We start from the raw sequence: 19,948 nt of genomic DNA, 5'->3' as shown, positions 1-19,948 counted from the left end.
GTTACCAATCGGCGTAAATTCGCGTTTCTACGGCCATTTCACGGAAATCACGGATCGAGTCCCGTCGGAACCGATACGTGTATGCCACCTACCATATAACATCGAACATGCCGTCTAATCTGTCAATTCCGAGTACGTCCGGTCCCCGAGCGACGGGCCAGGAGACGAAACCCCCTTGTCGCGGCGTCGCCAACCGGAGAGCGTGACAGACGACCAGGGGGAGCCGTCGCTGGAGCGGTTCCACGAGGCGGTCGAAGCGGCGGGCAACCCCGTGTTGACGACCGGGGAGATCGCGCGCCACGTCGACGAACCGCGCGAGGAGATCGAGACGTGGCTCGCCGCGCTCGAACGCGAGCGATCGGTCGTGAGCCGGGACGTGTCCCAGGACCCGACGGTGTGGTACCCCGCCGAGTGGACCGACTACGCCGACCGCGAGCGGTTCGTCGTCTTCCCCGACCGACGCCAGATCGTCGTCGACCGGCCCGCGCAGTTCACCCGCGCGCAGCTCTCGCAGTTCGCCCGGCTGGTCGACACCAACGGCGAGCAGGGCTACGTCTACGAGATCGACGACTCGGACGTGTGGCAGGCTCCCTACGAGGATCTGGACGGGCTGCTCGGGACGGTCCGGGACGTACTCCCACAGCGCTACCCGGCGTTAGAGGAGTGGATCGGCGACCAGTGGAAGCGCGCCCACCAGTTCACGCTGAAGACCCACGAGGACGGCTACGTCGTCCTCGAAGCGGCGACGGAGAACCTGATGGGCAACGTCGCCCGGCAGAAACTCGACGACGACCACCTCCGGGCACCCATCTCCGACACCGAGAGCTGGGTCGCCGAGGAGGCCACCGCCGAAGTCAAACGGATCCTCTACGAGGCGGGCTACCCCGTCCAGGACGAGCGGGACCTCGACTCGGGCGAACCGCTCGATCTGGACATGAACCTGGAACTCCGCCAGTACCAGCACGACTGGGTCGAGCGGTTCATGGAGACGAAATCCGGCGTCCTCGTCGGCCCGCCGGGCAGCGGCAAGACCGTCGCCGCGATGGGCATCGTCGAGCGCGTCGGCGGCGAGACCCTGATCCTCGTCCCCAGCCGCGAACTCGTCCGGCAGTGGCGCGACGAGTTGCTCGCCCACACGACGCTGGACGAGTCCCAGGTGGGCGAGTACCACGGCGGGACCAAGGACGTGCGGCCGGTCACGATCGCCACCTACCAGACCGCCGGGATGGACCGCCATCGCCACCTGTTCGACTCACGCGAATGGGGACTGATCGTCTACGACGAGGTCCAGCACGTCCCCAGCGACGTGTACCGCCGGAGCGCGAACCTCCAGACGCGCCACCGCCTCGGCCTGTCGGCCTCGCCCGTCCGTGAGGACGACCTGCAGGAGGAGATTTTCACGCTGATCGGCCCGCCGATCGGCACCGACTGGGACGCGCTGTTCGACGAGGGATTCGTCGCCGAGCCGACCGTCGAGATTCGCTACGTCCCCTGGACCGACGACGACCACCGCAACGAGTACGTCGGCAGCGAGGGCCACGAACGCCGTCAGATCGCCGCCTCGAACCCCGCGAAGGTCGAGGAGACGCGGCGGATCCTCCGGGAGCACCCCGAGCAGAAAGCCCTGATCTTCGTCGACTACCTCGACCAGGGCCGCGAACTCGCCGCGGCGCTCGACGCGCCCTTTATCAGCGGCGACACGCCCCACCACGAGCGCGCGCGGAAGTTCGAGCAGTTCCGCGACGGCTCGCTGGATACGCTGGTCGTCTCCCGCGTCGGCGACGAGGGGATCGACTTGCCCGACGCGTCGCTCGCGATCGTCGCGTCGGGACTCGGCGGCTCTCGACGCCAGGGCACCCAGCGCGCAGGCCGGACCATGCGGCCCGCCGGCCGCGCGCTGATGTACGTCCTCGCAACGCAGGGCGCCCGAGAAGAGGAGTTCGCCCGCCGGCAGATGCGCTATCTCGCCGGCAAGGGCGTCCAGGTCCGAGAGCGCACCGTCGAGGACCCTGACGACGAGAGCGACGATCCAGCGGACGACGAGTCCGCTGGGGGTTCCGGATCCGACGGCGAGGCCGACGGAGCGTCAGGATCCGACGAGGGAGCCGACGGCGAGGACGAGGACGGCGCCGGCGTCGCCTGACGAGCCAGCTACGGGGCGAACATGTTCGGCACCAACGATTCTCGCGTGTGGCCCCTACGATCAGGTATGTCTGTCAGCCACGACGACGTGGAGCCGGTGACCGACCACGTCCACGACAACTCCTGGTCGGCGAACCTGGAGAAGCCCCACCACGGGGAGGACCGCGACCTCGTCGTATCGCAGGCGCTCGACGCCATCGAGTACACGGCACCGGGCAACCACGTCAATCTCGTGACCCACGGTGACCACGGTCACCCCGAGGAATACCTCTACGAGGCGCTGGAGAAGACCTACGGCGACGCCGTCCGGTACGAGTACGTCGAACAGTGTGGCTGTGGCGGACACGTCACCCGCGCCCACGTCGAAGAAGCCGTCTGAGGGGCCGTCGAGCCGTTACGATGCCGTTCGTACTGTCGCCGGGGTCACTCCTCGGCGACGAGTTCGTCCCGCTCGGCCCGTTTCTCCTTGACGTCGTCGATGAACGAGTCGACGGTGACGCGCTTCTCGCCGATGGTCGCGCCGACGATGGCGCCGAGCGCGCCGCCGGTGCTGGCGGCGTTGCGGCCGACCAGGCCGCCGATCCCGGCACCGACCGCGGCGCCGATAGCTGCGTAGCGAGCACGACTCAGGACCCGTTTGATGCGTTTCTGCATACCCCGTAGTTCGCCTATCCGATGCATAAATGTGACCCTCCCGAGAGGTCCAGTGTGTCAATCTCTCCCATACGTGCAAAAAATTTAATATAAATCCGTGTAGACGTAACGAGTACGCTTCACCCACGAGGTGAGCGGTGATCCCGATGATGACCGAACTAAGCGCGTATCCGGCACACAAGGGGGCCGAGGCCCTCGTCTGCGGCAGTGCCGGATCCGCCGTGTCCGCCGGTGCGCCGGTGGGCGACGGCGAGCGGATTCCTGCGCGCGTTCGGTTCGGCGGGGTCGGCCGCAATCTCGAATCGATCGCCGCGTGAAGATCCGCAGGCCGTCCGGGCTCCCAGTCCGGTGACGGCCGTCGATTCGAGCCACCTCGGCTCTTCCTGTGACACCCCGTCGTGGCCACGGGTCCGTCCCGCCTGACGGCAGGCCCCGACCTCCCCACGGTCCCGTTTCCGCGACACCCCGGTCACGGTACGCTCAGTCCCCCAGACCCGCGCCCGTCCGGCCGCGCATCGCTCGGTCGGTCCCCGTCGCGAGCCGGCGTCCGTCGGCTCCGGCGTCCGGGCGCGGTCGGTGAACCAGCGCCAGCTGTGTCGGCCAGAGGCATCACTGCGCGCCCCGGACGCCCCTCGGAGGCAGCGGGCGGCGCGTTCGACTCGCGCCGGGCGTCGTATGGCAGTCCATGCCACGAACCAGGTGGAAGCGACGGCGGAGATAGATCTGTGGGTCCCCCGAGACACGATGGCGGACTTGGAGAGCGGCGTCCGAACGGTCGTCGGCGACGCCGACGGCGTCGAGACGGCGGAGGTCACCGGCGTGACCGACGTGACGCCGCGCGCGACCGACATCCGCGTCACCGCGACGGTCTGGGTCGTCCTCCCCGACCACGAGGTCGACCCCGAGCCCGTCCGGGAGACCCTCGAAGACGGCTTCGGCATCATGGGGGCGAACGTCCTCGTGGCCGAGGCGGCCGAGGCGTGAACGGCGGCAACTACCGACGGCGGCCCCGCGGCGGGGTCGTCCCGGTTCTTCGCTCTCCGCGGTCACAGCGGTGTGACGCCGGTCGGCGACCGGAGCGGCGGGTTCGATCCCCGCCGGAGGGCCTGCAAGCCATGTTGTGCATCATCGCGCCCGAGTACGAGTCGCGGGACGACGAGACACGGCACCGATCGGACGAGGGCGACGCGAGCGGCGACACCGAGGACGGCGAGTCGACTGGTGAAGACGACCCGTCCGAAGGTGAACTACTGGCGGCCGGCCCGGTCTGAGAACGGACTGCGCGGACGACCACGCGAACGGACGGGCGACGGTCGCGGTCAGGCCGACCAGCGAGCGTCCGAAAGCGTCCGTTGGACGGCCTCCTCGCCGACGGCCTCGGCGAGCGTCTCGAAGCCGGCGCGTTCGCCCCGGTCGCCGGCGTTAGCGACGAGCCGCGAGACGATGAACTCCGGCGTCGAGCGGCCGACCGTCTCGAAGCGGGGCTGGTAGTCGACCTCCAGATCCAGATCCGGCGTCAGCCCCTCGGCGAAGATGCCGTCGACGCGCGCCTCGGGGGGCAGGGGTTCGAGGTCGTCGGCGAGGTGGGTGACGAACACGCCCAGCGCGCCGCGGTCGACGCTGAGGCGGACGAGTCCGTGCAGCAGGTCGGCGGCGCTGCCCGGCTCGGTGATCGCCTCGAACTCGTCGACGAGCATCAGCGTCCGGCCCTCGTCGGTCAGCGGCGGGACTACGGAGCGCAGCGTCGATTCGAGAACGCCCGCGTTGAAGCTAGCGTGGCGGCGGTGGAAGACGACCGCGTCGACGACGCCGACCTCCGCGCTGTCGGCTGGGACCGGCAACCCCATCTGGGCGAGCAGTTGCACCTGACAGAGCGTCTCCAGCAGCGTCGTCTTCCCGCCGGAGTTCGCCCCGGTGAGGACGGCGACGCGGTGGTCCCGCGGCGGCGCGTTCGGCGTCGCCGGATCCAGTTCGTGGTCACCGATGCCGTAAGTGACCGACTGGACCGCCAGGCCGCCGGCCACGAGCGAGAGGTTGCGCGCGTTCTCGACGGCGACCGTCTCGCGGTCGACGAACGTCGGCCGCTGCAAGTCGAACTCGGCGGCGAACCGGGCGAGCGAGACGTACAGCGCCACGTCGTCGACCGCGGCGACGGCCGCGTCGACCTCCCCGCGAGCCGATTCGAGCGTGTCTTCGAGTCGGTCGGCCACCTCGACCTCGCGCTCTTCGACGGCGCTCCGCAGGTCGCCCGCGAGCGCCCGGAGCGTCTCGGCCACGAAGTCGCCGGCGTCGGTCGCCTCGCCCGGCATCGCCTCGCGGACGCGGGCCACGTCCACGTCGGTCTCGCTCGTCACGTGGCGCACCAGTGTCTCCCGGAAGTCGTCCGCACCGCGGGCGCCGGACTGGACGTCCTCGGCGACACTCTCGGGGGTGGCGGCCATGTCCTCGACGCTGGCGAGCGTCGCGCGTAGCGAATCCAGCCGGTCGTCCGCGCCCTCGCCGATGCGGTCGTCGTCGCCGCCGAGGCCCGCGAGCGCGGCCGCGGCGTCGTCCAGCACCGCGTCGTCCAAGTCGGCGATCGGTTCGAAGACGCCCTCGGAGACGCCGGCCTCGGAGAGCGCGAGCGCGGTCCTGACCGCGGCGAGTTCGCCGCCCGCGACGCCCTCCTCGAAGGCCGTTTCGACGGCCGCGCGGGTCTCGTCGTCGAGCGCCGTCCACGCCTCGCGAGCTTCGAGGATCCGGTCGATGCGCTCGGCCATCTCCTCGCGGGAGCCCAGCGGCGTGAGGATGCGGATCCGGCTGGCGGCGTCCTCGGTGAGGGCGTACTCGCCGGCGAGGTCGAGGATCTCCTTGTACACCTCGCGGGTGTCCCGCGTGGCGAGCACGTCCAGCGCCTCGCCGCCCTGCGCCCGTCGGAGGATGCGCGTCGCCCGTCCCTGCGAGAGGCCGGCCGCGACCAGCGAGCGGGTGTCGGCGGTCTCGATGGCCTCGACCGCCCGCTCGACGCCCAGTTCGTCGGCCAGCAGGTCTCGGGTTTTCGGCCCGATACCCCAGTAGTCCTCCAGTCGCATGCCCGGTGGGTGGCTCCCCGCCGGTAAAGTCGTTTCTCGTCCGCTCGCGGTCGGCCCACCGCGTCTCTCGCCTCGACCACGGCCCGTCAGCCGGCCGGCGACGACGAGCCCGCGACGGTGACCGGGATTCTTGACGGGCGAGCGCGTAGCCGGTGTCATGGCGGATTCAGGGGACAGCGAGGGGAGTGGCGACGGCGAGGCGGCCGACGGCGACTCGGGGACCGCGGACGCCGGAGCGCCGTCCGTCGCCGACGGCGAGACGTTCCCCTGTCCCGACTGCGGCGACCCGCTGCCGGCGGACGCCCGCTTTTGTCCCCGCTGTGCGACGCCCATCGGCGAGGGCGGCGAGGCCGTCGACCTCTCTGAGTTCGACGACCGCTTCGACGAGGACCCGACGGAGCTGCTGTCGGTCGAGGCCGGCGAGCGGCGCGCCTCCGGGCGCGTCATGGTCGTCGCCGGTCTGGCGGTCGCGCTCCCGCTCGCGCCGCTGACGCTCTTCCTCGTCAACACGGTCCGAGTGCAGTCGGTGTGGAGCGCGGTACTCGTCTTCCTCGGTGGGTGGCTCGCCCCGGCCGCGTACCTCGCACGCGCCCGCGTCCCCGCGGAAGCGTTCGCGCGGAGTTGCTACCTCGTCGCCGCCGGGACCGCGCTGATCCCGGTCGGTCTGCACTTCGGCGGGAACGGCCTCGCCGCGGGCGACCTCTCGGTGTCGATCGCGACCGTCACCGCCGTCGCCATCCTCATCGCGGGCCTGGCCCTCGTGCTCGGACGGTTCGTGCATCGCCAGGCCACCCGGCGAGTCACCGGGGACCTGCGGGCCTTCGAGGACGCGCGCCCCGATTCGGACGAGGCCGGCGAGAAGGGGGGTTAGTCGAACATCCCGGTCGACATGTAGCGCTCGCCGCTGTCCCAGTAGACGGTGACGACCAGCGGGTCCGCGACGCCCTCCGCGAGGAGGCGCTCGGCCACCCGTTTCGCTGCGAGGTTCGTCCCGCCGGAGGACTGGCCGACGAAGATGCCCTCCTCGCGGGCGAGGCGGCGACACTCCGCCTCGGCGGCGCCGATGTCGACGGTCTCCACGTCGTCGAGCAACTCGCGGTCGAGGTTGTCGCTGACGAAGCCCGGGCCCATCCCCTGGAAGTCGTCGTCACCGGCTTCACCCGTCGAGAGGACGGCGTTCTCGGCCGGCTCGACGGCGACGACCTCCATGTCGGGGAACGACTCGCGCAGCCGGCGGCCGATCCCGGAGAGCGTTCCACCAGTGCCGACGCCGGCGACGAGCGCGTCGATCTCGCGGTCGCCGACCTGGTCGAGGATCTCCGGGCCGGTCGTCCGGTAGTGCGCGTCGGGGTTGGCGGGGTTGTCGAACTGCCGGAGCTGGACGTAGTCGCCCTCGGCCTCCAGTTCGTCGGCCCGGTCTTTCGCGGTAGAGATATCGCCGTCCACGAGTTCGATCTCGGCGCCGTAGGCGCGCATGATCTGCCGGCGCTCGGGGGACTTCGAAGCGGGCATGACGAGGGTCACGTCGTAGCCCTTCGCGGCGCCCACCATGGCCAGCCCGATCCCGGTGTTGCCGCTCGTCGGCTCGACGATGGTGTCGCCCGCCGCGAGGGTCCCGTCGCGCTCGGCGGCTTCGACCATCCCCTTCGCCGGTCGGTCCTTCGCCGACCCGCCCGGGTTGAACGATTCGACCTTCGCCGCGACCGTGGCGCCCTCCGGGGCGTCGACTTCGACCAGCGGCGACCCGATCGTGTCCAGGATGCTCGATTTCACTGGGCGGACGTACGACAGCGTCACTTAAATGGGCCGTGACAGCGGCAGGGAGTGCGGTTGTCGGTGACGGTGCGGAAATCTGTCGCTTCAACCACTGTATGTCGGGATTCTTCGGGTTTCCTATGCAGGCCGAACGGCCATTCGACGGCGATTCCAACGACCGATGAGCCGCTCGACGGGCGACTGTCGGCGGTGACAGCACCGCGGTCTACCTGACCAACCATGTCTTACAACGATCCCAACGACCGACGACAGCAGAGCCAGCACGACCAGCAGCAGTCCGGCGGGCAGCAGGGTCGCTCGATCGGCGGCCAGCACTCGGCCCACTCCCAGCAGCGCGACGCTCAGGGCCACTTCACCGGCCATCAGGGCCAGCAGACCCAGCANGGCGGCCAGCACTCGGCCCACTCCCAGCAGCGCGACGCTCAGGGCCACTTCACCGGCCATCAGGGCCAGCAGACCCAGCACCAGCAGGGACAGCAGCCCCGGCAACGACAGTCCCAGCCCCAGCAACAGCAGCAGGCCCGGCAGCCCCAGCAGCGACAGTCCCAGCCCCAGCAACAGCAGCACCAGCAGGGCCAGATCCCGTCCGGCCAGCAGCACAGCGGGCACCAGTCCGGCTTCTCCGGCCAGCAGGGTCGTCAGCAGTTCGGCGGCCGGCAGGGCCGCTCGATCGGCGGCCAGCACTCCGCTCAGTCCCAGCAGCGTGACGCTCAGGGGCAATTCACAGGCCACCAAGGCCAGCAGAGCCACCAGCAGGGACAGAACCAGCAGTTCGGCGGCGGCCAGCAGAGTCGCCAGGGAGGCGGCCAGCAGTTCGGCGGCCAGCAGGGCCAACAGACCCAGCGCCAGCAGAGACAGCAGCCCCAGCAGAACTACCAGCGGCAGGGACAACAGCCCCAGCAGCGCCAGCAGCACCAGCAGCGGGGCGCCCAGCAGACTCACCAGCAGCAGGGCGGCCAGCAGTTCGGCGGTCAACAGGGCCGCTCGATCGGCGGCCAGCACTCGGCCCACTCCCAGCAGCGCGACGCTCAGGGCCACTTCACCGGCCATCAGGGCCAGCAGACCCAGCANGGCGGCCAGCACTCGGCCCACTCCCAGCAGCGCGACGCTCAGGGCCACTTCACCGGCCATCAGGGCCAGCAGACCCAGCACCAGCAGGGCGGCCAGCAGCATCAGCAGGGCCAGCAGCAGCGAGGCGGCCAGCAGTTCGGCGGTCAACAGGGCCGCTCGATCGGCGGCCAGCACTCGGCCCACTCCCGGCAGCGCGACGCCCAGGGGCAGTTCACCGGTTATCAGAGTCAGCAGCACTCCCAGCAGGGCCAGCAGTCTCGGCAGCAAAGCCAGGGGAGTCAGTACGGGCAGCGGAGCAGCGGGAGCGACAGCCAGAGCAGCGGCGGCAACACCCAGGGACTGACCCAGGAGGCCCGCCGCCGCGGCGGCAAGCACTCCGCCCGGGAGCAGGAGCGCGACGATAGCGGGCAGTTCACTGGCGACAACAGCTAAGATCGGACGCTCCGAGTCGCCGCGGTCGCTCGTCAGCGCCCGGCGACGCAACGTTTTCCGCGGTATCGCACGTAGCGAGACGCGTGTCCGGAACCGTCACGGAGACGTACGCCGCCGCGCTCCGGCACGACATCGCCGACCTGGCCGATCGGGTCGCGGCGGGTGAGACGCTCGCGCTCGCCTGTTTCGAGGGTGATTCAAAGCGATCGTAGCCGGGACGAACGCCCGGGGAACGAGCGTGAACGGAGCGCCGTCGTTAAGCCGCCCGGCCTGTAAGAAGCTGGTATGTCACTGGAGACCATGGATCCGAACCCTGTGTGGACCGAAGAGGCCTACGGTGAGACGGTGGACGTCCTCGCGGCGCTGGCCGACGACGTCACGTTCAAAGTCTGGGGCGGCGACTGGTGTATCGACTGCCGGTCGCAGCTCCCGGACTTCGGCGCGGCGCTCGACGCCGCCGGCGTCCCCGACCACCGGATCGAGGAGTACGCCGTCGAGAAGGAAGAGGACGGCACGAAGATCGGCCCGAACGTCGACGAGTACGACATCGAGTACATCCCGACCGTCGTCGTCGAGCGGAACGGCGAGGAGGTCGCCCGCTTCGTCGAGGAGGAACCGGTCCCGATCGCCGTCTACCTCGCTCGCGAACTCGAACACCTGACCTCCGCCTGATCGCTCCCGGTCTCGCCGACGAGTCCCGGTCCCACCGCCCCTCCGTTTTCTCCGCCTCCCTGTCCGAGTCGTCCAGATCAGTCCTCGAACCAGTCCAGCGCCTCGTCTAGATCCTGTGTCGGCGGCGAGCAGGTACGCGACCGGCAGGCGTACACCGTCGGCTCGCCGTCGCGAGCCTCGCGACTCGCCCAGATCGGCGGTGCGTCCGCCAGTTCGAGCGCGTCGAGCCACGCCGCGAGCGCGTCGTCGGTCGGCGGTCGGGGTGCGAGCAGCCGTCGCGGGATATAGGTCTCGGCCAGCGTCTCGCGCCAGGACTCGGGGAGCGGGTCGGCGGCCAGCGTGAGTTCGTGCGCGCCCGAGCGGTACGCGTCGGCAGCGAGCGCGAGCGACGGGTGTTGCTGGGGGTTGGACTCGACGCGGCCGCCGTGGGTGGCGAGGACGCCGCTCGCGACCGTCTCGAAGCGGTCGTGGTCGACGAAGTGGTCGAGCGCGAGCAGGAGTTCGGCGGCCACCCCAGCGCTGGAGGGCGTCGACTGGTCGGCCAGTTCCTGGGGCCGCGCGACCAGCGACTCGCCGCTCTGGGGCGTGAAGTACAGCGTTTCTTCCTCGGCGTCCCAGAACTCCGTCTCGATGGTCCGCGCGAGCTCCAGCGCGAACGCGAGGTGTTCGACCTCACCGGTCGCCTGATAGGTGTCGAACGCGCCGCGAGCGAGGAAGGCGTAGTCCTCCAGATACCCTCGGATGTCCACGTCCCCGTCCTTGAACCGCCGGGAGAGCCGGCCCGAATCGGCGTCCCAGAGGTGATCGCGAGCGAAGTCGAGGGCTTCGGTCGCCGTCCCCGCCCAGGACTCGTCGTCGACGACGGCGGCCTCGGCGAACGCCGAGACCATCAGCCCGTTCCAGCCGGCCAGCACCTTCTCGTCGCGGGGCGGGCGCGGGCGCTCCTCGCGGGCCGCGAAGACGGCCGTCGTCGCGGCGTCGAGCAAGTCCTCGGCGTCCCCGAGCGAGAGCCCGTAGTCGTCGGCGAGGGACTCGACGCTGGCGCTGCGCGTCAGGACCGTCTCGCCGCCCTCGAAGTTGCCGGTCGCGGTGACGCCGTAGCGTTCGCGGAAGATCTCTGCCGCCAGCGACGCCTGTTCGCCGGGGACGCCGTGTTCGGGGCCGTACTCGGCGACCGCGTCGTCGACACCGTCGGGCGTCCAGGCGTAGAACGCGCCCTCCTCGCGTTCGCCCTCCTCGCCCTCGCTCTCCGCGTCCAGCGTGCTGTAGAATCCGCCGTCGGGATGCGTGAGTTCGCGCTCGACGAATTCGAGTGTCTCACGCGCGGTCTCGCGATAGCGCTCGCGGCCGGTGAACTGGTAGCCGGTCAGGAAGACGCGGGCGAGTTCGGCGTTGTCGTACAGCATCTTCTCGAAGTGGGGGACGACCCACTCGCGGTCGGTGGTGTAGCGGTGGAAGCCGCCCCCGACGTGGTCGTAGAGGCCGCCGTCGCCCATCGCGTCGAGGGTCTCCCCGACGACCTCGCGGTAGGCGTCGCGGCCGCCCGAGCGGTGGGCACGCATCAGCACGCGCAGGCGACCGGGCTGGGGGAACTTCTGGCCCTTGCCCCAGCCGCCGAACTCCCGGTCGGCGCCTCGGAGCGCGGCGCTCGCGGTCGTATCGAGCACGTCCTCGCCGGGCGCGTCGCCCGGTTGGTCGGGCGTCGTCTCCAGATCGTTGGCGATGGCATCGGTCCACTGGCGAGCCCGGTCTTCCATCTCCGCGCGATCCTCGGAGTCGGCCCACGACTCGGAGATGTCGTCGAGCAGCTGTCGGAAGCCGGGCGCGCCGCGCTTTGGCTCCGGTGGGAAGTAGGTGCCGACGTAGAAGGGGTCGCCGTCGGGCGTGAGCCAGGCGTTGAGCGGCCAGCCCCCGCGACCGCTGACCTGCTGGCAGATACTCATGTAGATCGAATCGATGTCCGGCCGCTCCTCGCGGTCGACCTTGATCGGGACGAAGTTTTCGTTGAGCAGTTCGGCGATATCCTCGTCCGCGAAGCTCTCCTCCTCCATGACGTGACACCAGTGGCAGGCGGCGTACCCGATGGAGAGGAAGATCGGCTTGTCCTGCTCCTCGGCGGCCGCCAGCGCCGCCTCGTCCCAGGGCTGCCAGTTGACGGGGTTGTCGGCGTGCTGGCGGAGGTAGGGGCTCTCCTCCTCGTCGAGACGGTTGCGCGACGTGGGGTCCGGATCGGTCATAGACACACGTACGCCACAGACACCGAAAAGCGACGGGGAACGCGACGAGGGGAACGCCGATAGCGGGACTCCCCGACCGAGGATCGAGCGAGCGGACCGACTCGATCCGGACGGTCTTGCGGTTGACGACCTCCATCGCTGGTCGGGTATCGGCCGCGACGCACTCATTTCGCCCCCCGACCCCCTCGTCGCCGGCGACCGAGATCCGGCGCTCGCGCGGATCGCGTCGCCCGAAAGGCAAGCTTTAGGCTCCCACCGCGTCGGATATCCGGGTATGACAGAGACAGTCCTGCTAGTGGGCGGCGGCGGTCGCGAGCACGCGGTCGCTCGCGCGCTCGCCGACTCGGACGCGGACCTCTACGCCTGCGCGGGCAACCGCAACCCGGGTATCGCCCGGCTCGCCGACGGCTTCGAATCGCTGGACACCACGAACCCCTCGGCGGTCACCGCCTACGCCCGCGAGGTCGACGCCACCCTGGCGGTCGTCGGCCCCGAAGCCCCCCTCGCGGCGGGCGTCGCCGACGCGCTGGACGAGGCGGGCGTCTACGCGTTCGGCCCGCGGGAGGCCGAGGCCCGCATCGAGACGGACAAGGCGTTCCAGCGCCGGTTCATGGAGCGCCACGACGTCCCCGGCTGTCCGGTCTTCGAGACGTTCGAGGACATGGACGCCGCCTGCGACTTTATCGACGAGTTCGACGGCGACCTCGCGGTCAAGCCCGCTGGCCTCACCGGCGGCAAGGGCGTCCGCGTGACGGGCGACCAGATCACTAAGGCGGAGGCCAAGGAGTACGTCCGCGACTCCGACTACGAGCGGATCGTCCTCGAAGAGCGGCTCGTCGGCGAGGAGTTCACCGTTCAGGCGCTGGTCGCCAACGGCGACGTGCGCGTCACGCCGGCCGTTCAGGACCACAAGCGCGCCTACGAGGGCGACGAGGGCCCCAACACCGGTGGGATGGGCAGTTACTCCGACGCGACCCTGGAGCTGCCGTTCATGAACGAGGACGACTACATGGAGGCCGTCGACGTGATCGAGGCCGTCGTCGACGCGCTGGACGGCTACAAGGGCGTCCTCTACGGACAGTTCATGCTCACCAGCGAGGGCATCAAGGTCGTCGAGTTCAACGCCCGCTTCGGCGACCCCGAGGCGATGAACACGCTGCCCGTTCTGAACACCGCCTTCCTCGACGTGCTGACGGCCGCTCGCGACGGCGACGCGCTCCCGCAGCTTTCGTTCGCCCCGCAGGCGACCGTCTGCAAGTACGCCGTTCCCGACGGCTACCCGACCGACCCCGACAGCGGCGCGAAGGTCACCGTCGACGAGGAGAGCGCGGCGGCCGCCGCCGAGGGGACCGACGGCGAGGCGCTGCTGTTCTACGCGAGCGTCGACGAGCGCGACGACGGCATCTACACGACGACCTCGCGGTCGTTCGCGGTCGTCGGCCTCGCCGACACGATCGACGCCGCCGAGGGGATCGCCGAGGACGCGCTCGAAGCCGCCGGCGACGGCGTCCGTATCCGCCACGATATCGGTAAACCCGATCTCGTCCAGCAGCGCATCGACCACGTAAAAGAACTCCGCGGCGAGTGACACCGACCGAAACGTAGCCGCAAAGAGCGCCGCGCTACTCGACGGAGATGCCGCCTTTCATGCCGGTTCCCTCGTGGGGGCCACAGTAGTACGCGTAGATACCTGTCGTCTCCAGGGTGACCGAATAGGTCTCACCCTGGTCGACGACATCCAGCTCGCCGCCCTCGGTCCCGTCGAGGGAGCCGCCGTCGGGCTGGCTCTCGGGCTTGACGTTGTGACTGGCGGACTCGAACTCGAAGTTGATCGTCGTCCCGGAGTCGACGCGCAGGTACACCGGATCGAACGCGAGGCTCCCGTCCGGTCCGACCGCGACCGTGACCTCGCTCTGGCCCCGGGCGTCCTGGCTGGTGTCGCCCATCGCGTCGTCGAGGTAGGAGGGCCACTCCGGCGGGGCCGCCGTCTCGTCACCGCCGTCGCTGCCGTCTCCGTCGTCACCGCCGTCGCCTCCGTCACTGCCGGATGTCTCCGTCGAGCACCCCGCGAGTACGCCAGCAGTCGCCATCGCTCCGATACCACCGAGCAGCCGTCGACGTCGGATTCCGTCGTTCATGTCGCAACCGAACACTTGGTAGCCCACGAAAAAGAGGGTTTGCAATACAGACCGTGATAGACCGCCTCGGTGCAGTCAATCGGTCGAATACGCCCGATCCGGCCGAACCGGTTCGGCCGGATCGGCACGGGTATCGGACCGGTCGCCCTCAGCGCAGGAACCCGAGCAGTTCGTAGTCGTGGTCCGGCGTGTACCGCCGTCTGACGAGTCAGACGAGGCACACGCCGCCTCGGATTACCGCCACAGCAGGCGGTAATCCTCGTCCGGCGTGTACCTGCGGAACAGCAGGCTGTTGGTCAGCACCGAGACGCTGGAGATCGCCATCGCGCCGGCCGCCAGCACCGGCTGGAGCAGGCCCAGCGAGGCCAGCGGGATCATCGCGGTGTTGTACCCCAGCGCCCAGAAGAGGTTCTGCTTGATCTTCGAGAGGGTCCCCTCCGAGACGCGGACGGCTTTCACCACGTCCAGCGGGTCCGACCGCATCAGCGTCACGTCGGCCGCTTCGATGGCCACGTCGGTACCGCTCCCGATGGCGCAGCCGACGAACGCCGTGGCGAGCGCCGGCGCGTCGTTGACGCCGTCGCCGACCATCATCGCGCGGCGGCCGTCGGACTGGATGTCCTCGACGGCGTCGGCCTTGTCCTCGGGCAGGACGCCGGCCATCACGTTGTCGGGGTCGATCCCGACACGCTCGGCGACGGCCTCGGCGGTCCGCTCGTTGTCGCCGGTGATCATCCACACGTCGGTGTCGCGCTCGCGGAGTTCGGTGACGGCGGCCTCGGCCGACTCCTTGACAGTGTCGGCGTCGGCGACGACGCCGAGCAGGCGGTACTCGCCGTCGGCGTCCTCCCCGTCGGCCAGTGCGACGAGCATCGCGGTCTTGCCCTCGCGTTCGAGGCGGTCCATCGCGTCGGCGGCGGGCGCAACGTCCACGCCTTCGTCGGCCAGGAGCTTCCGGTTGCCCACGAGCACGCGCCCGTGGCTCGTCGTCGCCTTCACGCCCTGGCCGGGGACGTTCTCGAAGTCCTCGGGGTCGGCCACGTCGATACCGCGCTCGCGGGCGCCCTCGACGATGGCCTCGGCGAGCGGGTGTTCGCTCCCGGACTCGGCGCTCGCGGCGACTTCGAGGACGAACGCCTCGGTGACTTCGGGCTCCGCGAGGGCGCCACCGTCGGTGGCCGCTTCGCCCTCGACCGCGCCGCCGTCCGTCGCCGGAAGCGCGACCACGTCGGTCAGCTCCATCTCGCCTTTCGTCAGGGTGCCGGTCTTGTCGAAGACGACGGTATCGACGTCGCGGACCCGTTCGAGGATGTCGCCGCCCTTGAAGAGAACGCCGTTCTGCGCGCCGATGGTCGTCCCGACCATCGTCGCCGCGGGCGTCGCCAGCCCGAGCGCGCAGGGACAGGCGATCAGCACCGCCGAGGCGAAGACGACGACCGCGAACTCGAAGACGCCCACGGCCGCGGGACCGCCCGCCGCGAGCCCCCACACCGACAGCGCCCCGACGAACCCGGCCAGCGCGTCGGGGAACGCGTACCAGACGCCGCCCCAGAACAGGGCGTTGACGATGACCGCGGGGACGAAATACGACGAGATGCGGTCGGCGACGTTCTGGATCTCCGGCTGGCGGCTCTGGGCGTCCTTCACGCGGGCGACGATCTGCTGGATCGCCGTCTCCTCGCCGACCTTCGTCGCCTCGACGACGAGCACGCCGTTCCGGTTGACCGTCGCGCCGATCACCTCGTCACCCGGCTCCTTCGAGACGGGCACGGACTCGCCGGTGACCATCGACTCGTCGACCGCGCTGTCGCCGTCGACCACTTCGGCGTCGGTCGGAATCTTCTCACCGGGCCGGACCTTCAGGCGGTCGCCGACCGCGACGTCCGAGAGCGGGACCTCCTCTTCGGTCCCGTCCTCCCGCACCAGCGTCGCCGTATCGGCCTCCATCTCCAGCAGCGAGCGGATCGCCTCGGAGGCCTGACCCTTCGAGCGCGCTTCGAGGAAGTTGCCCAGAGTGATGAACACGAGGATCAGCGCCGCGGTGTCGAAGTAGAGCCCTTCCCCGGGGAACCCCAGCAGTCGAGCCACGGAGTAGACGTACGCCGTCGACGACCCGAGCGCGATCAGCACGTCCATGTTCGCCGTCCGATTCCTGACGACCGCCGTGTAGGAGTTCTCGTAGAACTCCTTGCCCAGCGCGTACTGGACCGGCGTCGCGAGCGCGAACGCGGCCCAGCCCAGGGGGATTCCCTCGAAGGTGGTGTCCATCCACCCGGGGGCGAAGAGGTGGCCGGCCATCATCGCCAGCAGCGGCAGCGACAGCACCGCGCCGAAGATCGTCAGATTGCGCTGGCGGCGAATCTCCGCGTCTCGCGCGGCCTGTTGGGGATCGGCCGACGACCCCCCACCCTCGTCGCTCTCCCCGCCCGCCCCGTCGGCACCGCCCACGTCTTCGCGGACGGGCGAATAGCCCGCATCTTCGATGGCGTCGTAGATATCCGAAAGCGACGCCGCGGCGGGGTTGTACGTCACCGTCCCCTCGTCAGTCGCGTAGTTCACGTCGGCGTCGATCACGCCGGGGGTATCCAGCAGCGCCGACTCGTTGGTCTCGGCGCAGTTCGCACAGGACATGTCCGTGATGCCCACGGAGACCGTCTCGCTGGCCGCCTCGTAGCCCGAATTCTCGATCGCGTCGTAGACCGCCCGCAAACTCGTCTCCGCCGGGTCGTACGTGACGCTCCCCTCGTCGGTCGCGTAGTTCGCGTCCACCGACGACACCCCGTCCAGCGACCCCACCCGCTCCTCGATGGTTTGCGAGCAGTTCGCGCAGCTCATCCCGTGGAGCTGGAGTCGTATCGTGCGCTCGCTCATGGTGTCTCTAGATAGGGGCTACCCGTTCATGCGGTTTGCCCCTGTGTTTCGAAAGTCCCAGCGCCGACTGTTTTCGGATATGAAACTGCACCCAGTTCCAGAGTAGAATTCGAGCGTCAGTCCACCCGTCGAGTGTACGTCACTTGTTTGGGTTCGAAGCCGTTGTCCTCGTAGAACCGGCGGGCGCCGTCGTTGTGCCACTCGCAGGAGACCTCGACGTAGTCGGCGCCGAGGTCGCGAGCGATCCGCTCGACGGCGTCGATGGCATCGCTGCCGTGGCCGCTGGCCCGGTGTTCGGGAGCGACGTACAGGTCGACGATATCGAGGTACGCAGAGTGAGTCCGCGAGGGGTGGTCCCCCTCGCGGAGGACGAGCAAGCCGATCGATTCCTCGGCGGGTTCAAGCAGGTAGACCGTCGTATCCTCGCCGTCGAGCAGTCCCTCGAACCCGTCTTCGGCGGGCTCGGCGTCGTCGTACGCGACCTCGTTCAGTTCGTCGTACTGCTCCATCTCGGTCGCCAGGGCGTACCAGTACTCGGCGAGCGTCGCCACGTCCTCGCGTGTCGCCTCGACCAGTTCCATACCGGCCGGACAGACGGGGCAGCCATACGTGTTGTCCCGGTCCGGGACGCCCCCGCACGGCACGGAAACGCCTTTGTGGGGCGCTCGAATACTCGCGAACAGGATGGACAACGGCCCGAGGTCGGGCCGCGCCCTCCGACTCGCGTAGGTCGCCGACGGCAGCGGCGGTCGCGCGGGCGGGGCGGGCTCGACCGGCTCGCCGGCTGTGGGCCGGGCGGACGCGTGTTCGAGTCGCTGTCGGACGCGTCACTTCTCCGCCCGGTCGCGCTTTCGGCACCCGAAGTCGCGCTTCGCGGACAGCGGCAGCTGACTTCTCGTTACAGCACGTCCGCGAGGCGCGGCTCCGAGTCGGTCGATAACCGCCAGCCCTGCCGACCATCCGAATGCCACGCCACGCACGCCCACGACCGCACAGTCACGACGACCACCCCGACACCCACCGACGGACCGCACACCGCTCGGCCCCCCTCCGCTCGCCCGCTCGCGACCGGTCTCGAACGGAGGGTCCCCGATGACACCGAGACGGGACCCGCTCGTCCTCGGGTCTAGGACCGACGCCGGGCCGGACCGCTTCGAGTTCCACACCGCCGAGGGCGTCCCGGACGCCGACGCGTTCTGTCCCGGCGAACTGCTCGCGCTCGAACGCCTCTGGGACCGCGACTGCGGCCGACTGCGAACGGTCGGTGCGCGGTACGGCGTCGTCGGCGTCGTCCTCGCCGGCCGCGCCGCGAGCGTCCGGATGGCCACACCGAGCGCCCGGGCGGCCGCCCTCTGCGAGCGCAATGCGACCGAGAACGGCGTCGACGCGACCGTCGAACTCGCGACCGGTCTCGCAGGTATCGACGGACCGCCCGCCGAACCGGTCGACACTGCCGTCTACGTTCCCGAACCGTACACCCCTCTCGAACTCGGCACCCGTCGGCTCCGCTCGGCCCTCGACTCGCTGGCCAGCGACGGCGCGCTCTATCTCGCCGCGAAGCCCGAAACGGGACTGGGCCGCTACGAGGACGCGCTCACCGCGGCCGCGGCCGAAGTCTCGACGGTCGCCGAGCGCGACGGCTGGTCGCTCCTGCGCGCTATCGGGTCGGCGACCGCCGACGGCGGCCGCCCGGGCTACGGTCCCGAGCCACCCTTCGACCGCGTCGGGGCAACCGTCGACGGGGTCGACTTCGAACTGGTGACCGCACCGGGCCTGTTCGCTGCCGGCGGTCTCGACCACGGGACGCGCCTGCTCGCCGAGACGGCGACCGTCACGGGCGGAGACAGGGTGCTGGACCTCTGTTGCGGGTACGGGCCGCTCGCGGCCTACGCCGGGCGTTCCGCCGACTGCGACGTGTGGGCGACCGACGACGACGCGCTCGCGACGGCGGCCGCCGAGCGGACGCTGGCCGAAACCGACGTCGACGCCCGCGTCGTCACCGCCGACTGCACCGCCGGCGTCGCCGACCGGTCGTTCGACGCGGTCCTCTGCAATCCGCCGACCCACGCCGGCAGTGGCGTGCTCGCGGATCTCTTCCGCGGCGCCGCCGACGCCCTCGCGCCGGACGGCCGCTGCTGGGTCGTCCACCACCGCGCGCTCGACCTCTCCGACTCGCTCGCCGCGTTCGGCCGCGTCGAGACGGTCGCGACCGGGACCGAACACGTCGTCCGATCGGCGCGCCGCTGAGAGCCGTCGACCGCTTCGGGCTCAGCCCTCGGCGCCCTCCCGCAACTCCTCGTACATATCGACGAACGAGGCCTCGCAGGACTCACAGCAGAAGTGGTAGGTCTCGCCGTCCATCTTACGGGTCTCGCCTTCGGCGGTGACGGTGTTGCCGCACTCGTCGCAGGTCAGCGCGAGTTCGGCCTCGGCGACGGCGGGGTTCCACGACCGGTCGGCGAGCAGCGACACCTCGTAGTCGCGCACGTCCTCCATCACGACCGCCGATTCGAGCAGCGAGAGCACGTCGCCCTCGGGGACGGTCGCGGTGAAGACGACGCGCTCCTCGGCGGTGGTGAAGACGTGTTCGACGGCGTCGGCCTCGCCGAGCGCGTCGGCGACCGCCGAGGCCGCCCGCGGGGTGACGTTCACGGTCACCAGGACGGGCGCGCCCTCGCGGAGCTTGGAGCGGTCGACGTCGAGGGTGAACCCGCGGATGACGCCCAGGTCTTCGAGGCGTTCGACGCGGTCGGCGACCGCCGGCGGCGAGAGATCCACGGCGTCGGCGATGTCGCGCCAGGAACGCCGCGCGTCGTCGAGGAGGAGTCCGAGGATCGTCCGGTCGGTGTCGTCGAGGTCGCGCATACGGGAGACGAGCGGTCCC

General features: G+C 70.1%; 18 protein-coding genes. 10 read left to right on the top strand and 8 right to left on the bottom strand.

Annotated elements, in window-relative coordinates; all coding sequences use genetic code 11:
- Positions 1-175: 175 nt before the first annotated feature.
- On the top strand, positions 176-2,143 hold the full coding sequence (locus tag C475_RS12815) for a DEAD/DEAH box helicase (RefSeq protein ID WP_152436409.1): 1,968 nt from the start codon (positions 176-178) through the stop codon (positions 2,141-2,143).
- Positions 2,144-2,209: 66 nt separating this feature from the next.
- On the top strand, positions 2,210-2,521 hold the full coding sequence (locus tag C475_RS12810; RefSeq protein WP_006884265.1) for a CGCGG family putative rSAM-modified RiPP protein: 312 nt from the start codon (positions 2,210-2,212) through the stop codon (positions 2,519-2,521).
- A 44-nt stretch (positions 2,522-2,565) separates the two neighbouring features.
- Here C475_RS12810 and C475_RS12805 read toward each other — a convergent pair whose 3' ends face one another.
- A complete protein-coding gene (locus C475_RS12805; protein WP_006884264.1) occupies positions 2,566-2,796 on the bottom strand; it encodes a hypothetical protein in 231 nt (76 codons plus the stop codon).
- Positions 2,797-2,933: 137 nt separating this feature from the next.
- Between C475_RS12805 and C475_RS23155 the strand changes: the two genes are divergently transcribed.
- The 3 genes from C475_RS23155 to C475_RS23895 all read left to right on the top strand — a co-directional run bounded on the left by C475_RS23155 (position 2,934) and on the right by C475_RS23895 (position 4,067).
- Positions 2,934-3,113: a hypothetical protein gene (locus tag C475_RS23155; protein ID WP_152436408.1), complete on the top strand. Its 180-nt coding sequence runs from the start codon at positions 2,934-2,936 to the stop codon at positions 3,111-3,113.
- Positions 3,114-3,471: 358 nt separating this feature from the next.
- Entirely contained in the window at positions 3,472-3,780 is a 309-nt protein-coding gene (locus C475_RS12800; protein ID WP_006884263.1) for a hypothetical protein, read from the top strand.
- 131 nt (positions 3,781-3,911) lie between these two features.
- Positions 3,912-4,067: a hypothetical protein gene (locus C475_RS23895; protein ID WP_161625196.1), complete on the top strand. Its 156-nt coding sequence runs from the start codon at positions 3,912-3,914 to the stop codon at positions 4,065-4,067.
- Positions 4,068-4,115: 48 nt separating this feature from the next.
- Here C475_RS23895 and C475_RS12795 read toward each other — a convergent pair whose 3' ends face one another.
- Complete coding sequence (locus C475_RS12795; RefSeq protein ID WP_006884262.1) at positions 4,116-5,867, bottom strand: MutS-related protein; 1,752 nt, start codon at positions 5,865-5,867, stop codon at positions 4,116-4,118.
- Positions 5,868-6,024: 157 nt separating this feature from the next.
- Here C475_RS12795 and C475_RS12790 point away from each other — a divergent pair, with 157 nt between their 5' ends.
- Complete coding sequence (locus C475_RS12790; RefSeq protein ID WP_006884261.1) at positions 6,025-6,738, top strand: zinc ribbon domain-containing protein; 714 nt, start codon at positions 6,025-6,027, stop codon at positions 6,736-6,738.
- Here C475_RS12790 and C475_RS12785 read toward each other — a convergent pair.
- Positions 6,735-7,640 carry a PLP-dependent cysteine synthase family protein gene (locus C475_RS12785; RefSeq protein WP_006884260.1) on the bottom strand — a complete coding sequence of 302 codons (906 nt, stop codon included), beginning with the start codon at positions 7,638-7,640 and terminating at the stop codon, positions 6,735-6,737. The two genes, C475_RS12790 and C475_RS12785, sit on opposite strands and share 4 nt — an antisense overlap.
- 1,589 nt (positions 7,641-9,229) lie before the next feature.
- On the opposite strand from C475_RS12785, the gene C475_RS25155 reads away from it, so the two are divergent.
- Positions 9,230-9,358 (top strand): hypothetical protein, encoded by a 129-nt coding sequence (locus tag C475_RS25155; RefSeq protein WP_268869914.1) that lies wholly within the window; start codon positions 9,230-9,232, stop codon positions 9,356-9,358.
- Positions 9,359-9,431: 73 nt separating this feature from the next.
- Positions 9,432-9,818 (top strand): TlpA family protein disulfide reductase, encoded by a 387-nt coding sequence (locus C475_RS12775; RefSeq protein ID WP_049930548.1) that lies wholly within the window; start codon positions 9,432-9,434, stop codon positions 9,816-9,818.
- Between the two features lie 77 nt (positions 9,819-9,895).
- On the opposite strand, the gene C475_RS12770 is transcribed toward C475_RS12775, so the two are convergent.
- Positions 9,896-12,055 (bottom strand): thioredoxin domain-containing protein, encoded by a 2,160-nt coding sequence (locus C475_RS12770; protein ID WP_006884257.1) that lies wholly within the window; start codon positions 12,053-12,055, stop codon positions 9,896-9,898.
- Between the two features lie 274 nt (positions 12,056-12,329).
- Here C475_RS12770 and purD point away from each other — a divergent pair, with 274 nt between their 5' ends.
- On the top strand, positions 12,330-13,643 hold the full coding sequence (purD, locus tag C475_RS12765; protein WP_006884256.1) for a phosphoribosylamine--glycine ligase: 1,314 nt from the start codon (positions 12,330-12,332) through the stop codon (positions 13,641-13,643).
- A gap of 34 nt (positions 13,644-13,677) precedes the next feature.
- Here purD and C475_RS12760 read toward each other — a convergent pair whose 3' ends face one another.
- From C475_RS12760 to C475_RS12750, 3 genes are all read right to left on the bottom strand, one after another.
- A complete protein-coding gene (locus tag C475_RS12760) occupies positions 13,678-14,193 on the bottom strand; it encodes a plastocyanin/azurin family copper-binding protein (protein WP_049930545.1) in 516 nt (171 codons plus the stop codon).
- A gap of 234 nt (positions 14,194-14,427) precedes the next feature.
- Complete coding sequence (locus C475_RS12755) at positions 14,428-17,064, bottom strand: heavy metal translocating P-type ATPase (RefSeq protein WP_006884254.1); 2,637 nt, start codon at positions 17,062-17,064, stop codon at positions 14,428-14,430.
- 116 nt (positions 17,065-17,180) lie between these two features.
- A complete protein-coding gene (locus C475_RS12750; RefSeq protein WP_006884253.1) occupies positions 17,181-17,645 on the bottom strand; it encodes a GNAT family N-acetyltransferase in 465 nt (154 codons plus the stop codon).
- Between the two features lie 511 nt (positions 17,646-18,156).
- On the opposite strand from C475_RS12750, the gene C475_RS12745 reads away from it, so the two are divergent.
- Complete coding sequence (locus C475_RS12745; RefSeq protein WP_006884252.1) at positions 18,157-19,311, top strand: methyltransferase; 1,155 nt, start codon at positions 18,157-18,159, stop codon at positions 19,309-19,311.
- Between the two features lie 21 nt (positions 19,312-19,332).
- Here the strand turns inward: C475_RS12745 and C475_RS12740 are convergent, their stop codons facing one another.
- A complete protein-coding gene (locus tag C475_RS12740) occupies positions 19,333-19,929 on the bottom strand; it encodes an AsnC family transcriptional regulator (RefSeq protein WP_006884251.1) in 597 nt (198 codons plus the stop codon).
- Between the last annotated feature and the right edge of the window lie 19 nt (positions 19,930-19,948).

The sequence above is a fragment of the Halosimplex carlsbadense 2-9-1 genome (genome assembly GCF_000337455.1).
In the GTDB taxonomy this organism is placed as follows: Archaea; Halobacteriota; Halobacteria; order Halobacteriales; family Haloarculaceae; genus Halosimplex; species Halosimplex carlsbadense.
The sequence above is the reverse complement of the archived record's forward strand: the minus strand, read 5'-3'. Positions and strand labels throughout refer to the sequence as shown.